The organism is Pectobacterium sp. CFBP8739, from assembly GCF_013449375.1.
Lineage (GTDB): Bacteria > Pseudomonadota > Gammaproteobacteria > Enterobacterales > Enterobacteriaceae > Pectobacterium.
Genome location: NZ_JACDRR010000031.1, coordinates 1,000 through 11,061, shown reverse-complemented (window position 1 = coordinate 11,061; position 10,062 = coordinate 1,000). Strand labels below are relative to the sequence as shown.

The 10,062-nt window shown below is 54.8% G+C and carries 6 protein-coding genes; all 6 read right to left on the bottom strand.

The genetic code is table 11. The features are described from left to right. A partial coding sequence (locus H0247_RS18580; RefSeq protein ID WP_370463383.1) for a DUF6531 domain-containing protein occupies positions 1 to 4,607 on the bottom strand: 4,607 nt, incomplete at its 3' end. A gap of 236 nt (positions 4,608 to 4,843) precedes the next feature. Then, the gene (locus H0247_RS18575) at positions 4,844 to 5,761 is read right to left on the bottom strand and encodes a DUF4123 domain-containing protein (protein ID WP_180743852.1); all 918 of its coding nucleotides are present in this window, start codon (positions 5,759 to 5,761) and stop codon (positions 4,844 to 4,846) included. Further along, positions 5,758 to 6,714 (bottom strand): DUF4123 domain-containing protein, encoded by a 957-nt coding sequence (locus tag H0247_RS18570; protein WP_180743855.1) that lies wholly within the window; start codon positions 6,712 to 6,714, stop codon positions 5,758 to 5,760. Before H0247_RS18570 ends, H0247_RS18575 begins: the two co-directional genes overlap by 4 nt. A gap of 157 nt (positions 6,715 to 6,871) precedes the next feature. Then, a complete protein-coding gene (locus tag H0247_RS18565; RefSeq protein WP_180743854.1) occupies positions 6,872 to 7,570 on the bottom strand; it encodes an ankyrin repeat domain-containing protein in 699 nt (232 codons plus the stop codon). Between the two features lie 80 nt (positions 7,571 to 7,650). Then, positions 7,651 to 9,024: a PAAR domain-containing protein gene (locus H0247_RS18560; protein ID WP_180743851.1), complete on the bottom strand. Its 1,374-nt coding sequence runs from the start codon at positions 9,022 to 9,024 to the stop codon at positions 7,651 to 7,653. 9 nt (positions 9,025 to 9,033) lie between these two features. Further along, the coding region (tssI, locus tag H0247_RS19905) for a type VI secretion system tip protein TssI/VgrG (protein ID WP_255434022.1) at positions 9,034 to 10,062 on the bottom strand (1,029 nt) is incomplete at its 5' end.

Here is a 10,062-nt window from a genome sequence, read left to right as displayed (position 1 = left end):
CCATCTAAACCTATCGGGTCCGGCGACAGATACTGTCCGCTCTCCGCATCATAGTAACGATGGCGATTGTAGTAAAGCCCCGTTTCCGCGTCGTACAGCTGCCCCTGATAGCGCAGCTCACAGTACACTTCCTCGTTCGCCGCATCGCCCAGATAACGCCTCAGCGGAATAGGCCGTCGCTCTTCGCGGTGAGCGCCCCACAGCCCCTGCTCCCCGCGCCAGCGAATTTCCCCCGCCTCACTACACAGCTCTCTCGCCGTCCCCGTCAGGTCGGTCACGATGTAGTGCAGCTGCGTGCTGTCGCCCTGCGCCTCCACCTGTGCCAGCGGCCGGAAACTCCCCGGCTCGTACACCCACTGCACTTCCCGTGCAGCACTGCCATCTGCACGATACTGCTGCTGACCGATAAGCTGGTCACCGTCCCACCGGTACGCCACCCGCGCTACCGCCTGCGCCGACGGGAGTTGTCCCTCACGCACCTTACTGACTCTGCGACCAAACGCATCGTAACGATACCGCCAGCGTGCCCCGTCCGGCAGGCTCACCCGTACCAGACGGTCCTGTACGTCCCAGTCAAAGTACGTTTCCTTCGGCCTGAACCCCGCTCGCGTTTCCCGCTTCATCGCCAGACGCCCGCAGTCGTCATACCGGTATTGCGTGTGACCGCGCTCAATTACCCGACCCGCCGCATCGTACCGCGCCACCGACTGTACCACTGCATCCTGCACCTTCAGCGTTTCACCCAGCCCCGGCGCTATCTGTGACACCTCGCACAGGTTCTGTTCGCTGTCGTAGCCAAACAGCCGTGCCTGACGCCGCCGTCCCTCATCGCGACGCTCCGCCGTCACCTGGCCTGCCCCGTTCAGCCGGAACGCCTGTTCCCCCCAGTGGCTGTCGCTGATACCCGTCAGCCGGTCCAACACATCGTACTGGTAGCGGCGCTCCAGCACGTCATTCACCCGGCCGTCCGCCCCTTCCAGCGCCTGACGCTGCAGCAGCCCCGTCGGGCTCCATTCATGGCGCAGTGAGAACCCGCTGCCGTTACTGCGCCGCTGCTCTTCGCCCGCTGACGTGTGGCTGAACTGCAACGGCTGGTGCGAACCGATACCCAGTGACGACAGCCGACCCGACTGCCACGCCAGTTGCAGCGGTGCCAGTATCCCGTCGACTACCGCTCGCTGACCGCCCGCATCATAACCGCTCTGCACCACTTCGCCGTTCACCGTTTCCGACGTCACCTGCCCGGCACGGTTATAGCTGTACTCCACCACCGCATCCGGGCTGGCGGCTTTGGTCAACCGACCCGCCATGTCATACGCCAGTTCGGTGATGCCGTCCGTTTCCCCGTCCGCTTTGCGTGCCGTGATGCGCGTTATCCGCCCTGCCGCATCATGCTCGTAGTGCAGTGCGCTGCCATCCGGCGCGGTGCGCTGCATCAGACGGTCTGCCACATCATACTGATAGCGGTACACCCGACCGTCGTAATGCCGCTCCTCACTCAGCCGCCCACTACTGTCAAAACCGTAAGTCCAGTCCCGTCCCTGACTGTTCGTCACCCCAGCGAACTCGGCTTCCGCGTTGTAGTGGTAGCGCACCGTTGCCCCCAGCGGGTCGGTCGCCTCCAACAGGTTATCGAACGCCCCGTAGCGGAACTGATAACGCTGACCCAGCGCATCCGTCACCGCCGTCAGGTTACCTTCCACATCGTAACCAAACCGCGTCTCGCTGCTGTCTTCGTACACCACTTTCGATGGAGACTCGCGCACGCCGTCATATTCCCAGCGTCGCACCTGCACGCCCGCCTCATGCCCGATATGCCGCTCCGTCAGTCGGTCCAGATCGTCATAGCGGAACGCTACCGGCGGTGCATTATCTCGCTCAAGGCGGCTCAGCAGGCCACGACGGTTATAGTGGTAACGCTGCAACGCGCCGTCTGGGCCTATCACCGTCGACAGCAATCCCGTGTCATCGTAGCGGTACAACCACTCACGTCCTTCCGGGTCGTTCACCTCCACAACCTGCCCAGCCGCATTACGCTGATAACGCCAGGCATGGCCGAGCGGGTCGGTATAAGCCAGTAATTGTCCGTTATCGTCATACGTATAGTGATGCGTCGCGCCGTCAGGTAGGGTAACGTCGGTTACCTGCCCCCAGTCGTTACGCTGATACGCCGTGCGCCCACCCAGCGGGTCGGTCTCGGCCACCAGTTGGTTGTCCACCCACTCGTAGCGGGTCTCACCGCCGTCAGGGGTGCGTTTGAGCAGAATATTATTACGCGCGTCGCGCACATAGCTGAACACCCCACCAAACCCGCTGTGGTAATGGCTGGTCAGCGTCTCATCGTCGTAGTCAAAGTGACCCGGCCAGTAGCCTTCCGAGGTGCTGTCTCGGATGGCACGGCCTTGTTTATCGTAGTCGTGCTCAACCCAGGTCGAACCTAAATCCGACCAGCGCAGCAGCCAGCCTTCCGGCGAGTAGCGATAATCAAAGTTGCGCCCCTCATCCGCCCGCACGCGCAATAAATGCCCGTGCTCGTCATAGGTATAGCGCACCAGTGTTTTTAACGGCTGGCGCTGCGGGGTGCAGAGCGTGAGTGTCGTGATGCGCTGGCGCTCCGACATTACATGAATCAAACGCCCGTCCGACAGTGCCACCCAACGCAGCTCACCCCACACCCACTCGAAAGTCACGCGATGGCCCGCCGCATTCTCAATCGACGTCAAACAAAGCTGGAGACCACGCGCATACTCAAACCGATAGCGTAGGCCCCCGACATGCTGGAGCACCAGTTGCCCCGCCTGCCGCGTCAACCGCCATTCTGGGTTTGACGCGGCGCGACTGAACTCCCCCTCGTTGGGCAGGGCAAAGAAGGCCTGATTGAATTCGCCGTCCGTTAGCGTTGCTACCCCGTTATCGAGCATCAGGCTGATGTCCCAGTTAGTGCGCCAAAGCGTACCTAACAACCCCGAATAACGTTTCCCCGTCGAACGGTAGTCGCGTTGCAGTGAAAGCGGCAGCGGGCTACTGACCTGAAAATCGGTGCGCTGCTCCACCACAGCCCCCGTGGCCATATCGACGGGATCGCCGTTACGCTCACCCTTTTTAGAATCGGCTCCCGTGCCGTCGTTCTGCTCCCGCGCCCTGTCCTGAGCCGCCGTATCCGGTTTAGTTTCATGCGTAGCACCGGGTGTTATAGGCTGCGTACCTTGAGGGAGGGCTATCGTGTCCTTATCGTCTTGCGGCGTACCGTTATCTTTGCGGGTGACGTCCTCAGGTTGTTGTGGTGGCTTTTGATCGCCGCTAGCTTCGCTTTGCGGTTTAGCGTGCTGCGGCGAGGTTTCCGATGACGTGGAATGAGATTGCTCAGAGGATGTATGAGAAGTCTGCGCCGCGTGTGTCGATCCGGTTGCATGACCTTGCCCCCCAGCCGCCCCCGTCTCAGAGATGCCGAGCTTGCCTTTGTTATGCCCGCCACCACGTCCGGCAAGAACCGCCATTGATGCCAGTACCGTTGCCGCAATACCGCTCGATACGCCAGACTCTCCTGAAAGTGCCTTATCTTTAGCAACTTCATCATCCGAGCGATAATCGCCTGACTCACCCTTTTGCACATCCATTGCCGACAGTCCAGTACTCCCTTTTGGCCGTGAACTCGCAATAATTTGCGTCATGATTTTAGGGATGAACGCCGCGAATTCGGCTTCAATTAAGCCCACTATGCTGTCAAACAATTCAAGTAATAAGCCAAGAACATTGACCAGCAACTGGAAGGTATCCGCCATCAGGGTAACAATCCAACTGCGCCCACCCGACAGGCCGTTCACCAGGAGATCCAGCGCCTCTTTTATTGTTTCCAGCAGCGCTTTCCCCTTGGCCGCATACTCCCTGATACTAGCGCGTATGCTCGTGAGCCAGTTGACAATATTACCGTTCCCCAATCCCCGAATAATCTGCGTGGCTTCCCGAATATTCTGCGCGTCGTCGCCTTTTCCGCCTTTCAGCTTGCGCATGGCTTTGGTAATCGCATTACCGCTGACTTTCAGCGCATCCCCAACACCGGGAACAAACCCAATGACACACAACACCCCGTCAATCTGGTGCATCGTGTCCTTAAGCAAATCAGGGTTTTCATAGCTATTCCAGCACCACTGCCCAAGGAAATACACGTCCATGGCTTGCCCGACCACGGGAACGCACCCCAAAATGACCTCACAGAGCAGCAGCACGGCATCATCAATGCTGGCCGCCCTACTCGCTAACTCCGCCGACAGTTGATGCTGGATCCGGCGGATCTCTCTTTGGAGTTCGCCATCGCTGCCATAAAGTTGCCTTTCCAGTACCCAGAAGCGTTTTAATGCCGGTTTATATTCATCCGGTATCATGCTCTGCGGCATTCTCACTGACTGTTGGACCGCGCCATACTCCACCAGTCCTTGCTTGCTGAGCATGACGAACAGGGTAAAATATTCTCCAGCAAAACTGGCATAAGCAGGGTTAGACATCAAAACAGGGTTATTTTGTACCGTTTTTTTAGGATCGAACGTATCGCTGCCTTCCCCCATCAACAGCTCAAATGTGCCACACCCCATATCATGGATAAAAAACATTCCGTTATCGTCGGTTTTGCCCTCTATCTTGTGGTCTCGGCTATCGGTTAATTGAAAAGGGGCGTTCGGTATTGGGTCACCTGAATCGTAATGGTAATAAACGAGTATTTCGCAACCACAGGTTGTACACCCTCCTGAAATTTTATTATCCGTGGTGAAATTACGCTTTGCGGCATCCCCGCTGACAGCTAACGCGCTGCTTTTATCCTGACTCATGAAATGACGTCCTTTTTATTTTATGCTTCGTCCAGGTGGTCAATGGCTGCCTGATACAGGCGATCCATACGGCTTTGCGTGCCAATGTATTCCGGCTGTGCCAAAATATTTTTTGCCCAAGGTTGTTGAATAAACGTCGGCGACAGCTCCGTCGCTAATGCCAGCCAGCGCACAATATCGCAGTCATTGTTAAAGCCGCAGTATCTCGCCTGTTCCGCCTGCTGATGGGTAAACGCTCGTAGTTCATCGTCAGACGCATGTTGCCAGTCAGCATGGTAAGTGCGCAGATGTTCCATATAGCGCGCCAGATTGTGATGCCCGTAAGGCACCATGATGGCTTGCCATTGTTCAGCACTCAGTTGGCGAGGCAGGATGTCAGGAATAGAGTGTGGTTCACGGGCGATGAGGTTTAAGGCGCGTACCGTACCGTCAGGCGAAATATCGCAGAAGCTGGCTATCGGGCCATAGAGCGCACAGGCTTCTTGAGCGGAGCTGGCGGATAGCAACTGATTCACCACCTGCCAATCCCCCACACGCAGGATAGCGTTTTCCCCAGAAGGTGACGCCACCAGATTCCATTGCCGTAGGTGCTTCGTCACCTCAAGCAACTGATCAAGCGGCGAATAGGCTTGCATAAACCACGCCAGCTGTAACCCCATACCCCAGCCCGGTTGGGTAACAATGTGCTCTTTCACCTGCGGCCAGTTAGCAACATTAAGCGGGATACAATAGGGAGATACCGAGGCATGAACGCGCCCTGTTTCCCCCCAGTACAAGCGGGTCTGCTCCAGGCTGCCGCCCCAACGCTCGGCCAGCCAAGGCACCGCATTATTCATCGATGCTTCGGCGATAACAAAGCAGCCCCCCTGAGCGATACGCGTTTGCCAGCCGGTATCATCTTCCAATATCAGTTCAAGAAAAGGTTGCAGTGCACTCACAGCGTGACCTCCGTTATGTCAGGTAACTCTCCCCGCATCCAACCGGGGCGATGATAATTAAGCTGTACACTTTCAACACGTTCAGGCTCAGATTTAAAAATCCGAATACTGTCCGCCATTGAATAACGTTCAGTGAGATGAATAAAGATCGGGTGAAAATAGAATTCACTACCAAGCACCCAGCGATGAGCAGACCAGGCTTCACATTCCGCTTCGCTGGCTTTGGGGTAATAATTCTTAGCTAATGCTATGCCGCTAATAAAGCGCGCTTTGACTATTTCAATATCCAGCGGGAAAACACACCTTGCACTGACAAAAAGAAATAATTCATTCGCGAGTCGATGTAATCTATTGTCATTGGAAAGCAGGTCATATTGATAGGGCGTTAACGTAATGTGGTAAGGGTTATTCATGCCACCGCTATTTTCATGCTTAATTTCCTGCTGTGCGAACAGCCTATATTCCCCACGCTCACTCGTGACAATGGGTAAATATAGAGTGTCCAACGGACCGAGGAAATCAGTTTGAGCAGCACGATCCAACGTCAGCCACCACGCCGATAAAACCTCGGGCGCATAGCTACGAAACAGAGCCCTTGTACCATTAGGCCAGAGACAGGAAATGCGCTGCTGCCAAAAACCAGCCATCTGCTGCAATGTCAGGTCGCCATGCATTAGCATCACCCCACCATGCTGCTCCGGCTGTGTATCAGTCAGCCAATGCAGCAATGTTTCTCCTGGTTTGCCTTCTTCTATTTTCACCACTATTGGTGCCCAAACCTGCCAACTTTCAGCGTCCTTCCCCAAATTCAGCCGTTGCCATATATTCGCCGCCGCAGGTTGAAAAGCTTGCCAATATTCAGGTAACTCGGGATAACTCAGCGGTGAAATAATTGCGTATAAGGGCATAGCAGACTGGCTGATTTCAAACAGGGTATAACCGTTTTCCATCATCACTATTTGCCTGTAAATAAATGAGATAATTTTAATACAATGGTTTTTATTAAAAGTCACAATAGCACCCTGATAATCATGCAGATTATCAGGGCGGAAAAATCAGCTTATTTTTATGACACGACATGAATAATAAAATTGATAAATCGAAAAGCAATTACAGCGGCAATCCTTTTTCCCAACGTTCCCGCACTTCAGCAGGAGACAACGGTGGAAATTTAACGCCGCGATCCAGCAACACCTGTTTTACCTTTAGTGCCCAAGGGTAGTGAGGCGATTTAGGAGACATAATGGATAAGCTGTCGTGTACACGCCACGCCAAGCTACTGCCCGTTGAAGAATAGATATCGAAATTTGCCCCCTGCTCAATCAGCCAATAAACAATTTCGTATTCATTTACGTAGGCGGCATAAAGCGCACTATTTCTTTTATTTTGATCTTCTACATTCAGATCAGCCCCTTTCTCAACGAGTAGCTTAATATCAGCCCATCGTTGCTCATTAATGGCGCTAAATAGTGCAGGCTGACCACGACGGCCAATTGCATTCGGATCTCCACCTGCGTCCAGAATAATGCGCAGCCAGTCTGGATCTTTGGCTCCCGCCACGGAATTTACGGCGCTATCGCCAAATCCATCTTTATAGTTCGGATCGACACCCAGTTTAAGCGCCAGCGTGACGGCCTTTTTATCCTTGGCCTCATAAATCAGCCATAGCAGCGGCGTGACGCCTTCTTTTCCCTGAATATTCAGGTTAACGCCCTGTGACAACTGATGACGCGCTGCTGATTCGTCACCTTTTTGAATACTTTCCAGTACCGCCACTACGGACGGTTCAAAAAGCTCACTCGCCCGCATACTGTGTCCTCCTGCCTGACAAGCGGTTAATAATCCCAGAATAACGACACCTACCCATTTTATCCGTGCCAGCCATTGCATTATATTCCCCTGAATGTATTGGTTATCTTCCCGATATCTTCCTTTTTCTGGCTTTCAATGCCCGCAATCACCTGATCCATACCATGACGCGCAATCGGTGAACCGCCAACAGCGGGAAGCGCCATCATATCACCGCTTGCTTTCGGCAGGCCCCCCTCCAGTAATTTTGCAACACCGATGACTCCCCCAAGCACTGCGCCGGCAGTTCCACCAATCAATGCGCCCGCGCCAGACAATAAACCTGGAATCAAAGCCTTACCGTAGGTTTGAGCCATGGTTAATATCTCTCCATCGACCGCTTGTGTTTTAATCAACGATGCTGTTTCTGCCAATGTCGCACCACCACCTCGCACAACAGTATTCTCATGTAATCCTGCTGCATTGAATGTATAGCCAGGAAGCTTTGTCGCACTGACCGCAGCAGAGGCTAACCCGCCCCCCAGAGAATGACCAACGATGACAGGTGGTGGATTTGGCATCAGATCTTTGACTTGAGTCGCGAGATCCATGGCTTGTTTATACTGCGCTGATTCAAATCCCATACCCTGAGTGGCGTTAGTCAACCAGTCTTTAACACCTGTCACCGCATTATTGGTGCCTCGGTAGGTCAACATCGTTTCGCCATTAATGGCTGACTTGAATAACGCAGAACCAAATCCAGTCTTGAGATCCGTAAAATCATTGTCAGTCAAGCCAGGAAGCTTGCTGGATTCTAATAATTCCAGCCCAACCGGAGCCTTAGGCAGTTTATCCAACACACCTCGCCGAAATTCATCGACCGAATACACATACTGGGCGGCCTCGGCGCGCAAGATGCTGTCGTTGTTAAACGCCAGTCGCTTTGCCGCATCGGCTAATCCCGGCAGAGATGCCGCTTCGGTCGACAACTTGGCGCGCGCCAGATAGCGATCTTTACGCTGAGCAACAGAGAGCAAGTCATCAAGAATGGGCAGCTCGGCAACGGGCGCCCATTCCATTAACGTCGGCAGCAGCATCGGCGTCAATGCCAACAGAGGTGCACGACTTTTGGCCGACTGTTCGGCACAGGATTTCACTGGGGACTGATAGGGCGAATCACCAATAATGACATTCCCACTGCCTGCGGCGACCGAGCCGCCACAGCCGATCGCATCACCGATACGCGCCGCCAGCTTGCCATTGATGATGACCGTACCGGATCCCGCAGATATCGCGCGATTGTGTACGCCGTGGGGCATATTCGGGCAGGGGCAAGCGTGGAGTAAGACCGCATCGCCCTTACGGGCCGCCGGTTTGCCATTGATGATGACATCACCGCTGCCTTCAATAATCGGGGTGGCAGGGAAACAGCCGTGCCCCGCACAGCTGTCCCCTAAACGTGCTGCTCCTGGCATCGTTCCTCCTTAACGTCTGTCTGGCGCATCGGGCAGCGTAGGCTTCGTCGGATCTTCTGGCGTAATCGATACCGGCGCTGTCCCTACGCCAGCCGCTCCGCCATCGTTGATCTTCACTATCGTCCCAGAAATCGTCACACCCGCGCTATCAATCTTGATAAAACCACCCGGCGCTTTAATCGTCAGCGCCTGACCCGCTTCCAGTACAATATCCGCCGCTTTCAGATAGCTGTCCGTATTCACCAGAACACGCTGGTGCGCACCAATTAGCGTCTCTTCAGAGCCGGACATCGTCGTCTGGCGGCTTCCTTCGATACGGGTAATCTCCCCGCCGCCGATGAAACGCTTGAACGAAGCACCAATCTTCTGAATGAAACTCCGGCCAATCTCCTGATGATGATCCTGACCGATATTCTCAAAGTCATCTTTTCCTACCGTTCGGTGACGATGGCGAGTGACTCGCTGAAACTGATCTTGATCCACGCTAAGGTGCTGATCACGCCCCACGCTCTGTCGATGGATATTGTTGATCACGCCATCCATGTCTTTCTGTGCATGGTAGTAAATCTGTTCACGCGTCGCTTCATCCTCAAAGCGCAGCTCGTTGAAACCACTGCCTTTATGGGTATCGGTACGCAGCGTGGTGCGCGTCTTATGTGCCGGTAAAATATACGGCGTTGGATTAGTAGCGTGAAAAGTACGTCCGGTGATAATCGGTTGATCCGGATCGCCTTCGAGGAAGCTGACGATCACTTCATGGCCGATGCGCGGGATGGCGATCATGCCGTACTGGCCGCCCGCCCAGCCCTGACTGACGCGCACCCAGCAGGAACTCTGGTCATTGCTCGCACCGTAGCGATCCCACGGGAATTGCAGTTTTACCCGACCGTATTGGTCGCAGTAGATTTCTTCCCCCGCCGGACCGACAACGGTGGCGATTTGAGGGCCGTCCACCATCGGTTTGTACGGCATCGCGGCGCGCCACGTTGTCGTCCCTTTCACCACCGCAAAGCTGTTGCTCATGGTGGTCGGTTCGCC

What these genes read in the sequence shown, in the direction of transcription:
- H0247_RS18560 (WP_180743851.1), bottom strand. Translation starts at nt 9,024, where the DNA reads ATGCCAGGAGCAGCACGTTTAGGGGACAGCTGTGCGGGGCACGGCTGT.
- H0247_RS18565 (WP_180743854.1), bottom strand. Translation starts at nt 7,570, where the DNA reads ATGCGGGCGAGTGAGCTTTTTGAACCGTCCGTAGTGGCGGTACTGGAA.
- H0247_RS18570 (WP_180743855.1), bottom strand. Translation starts at nt 6,714, where the DNA reads ATGATGGAAAACGGTTATACCCTGTTTGAAATCAGCCAGTCTGCTATG.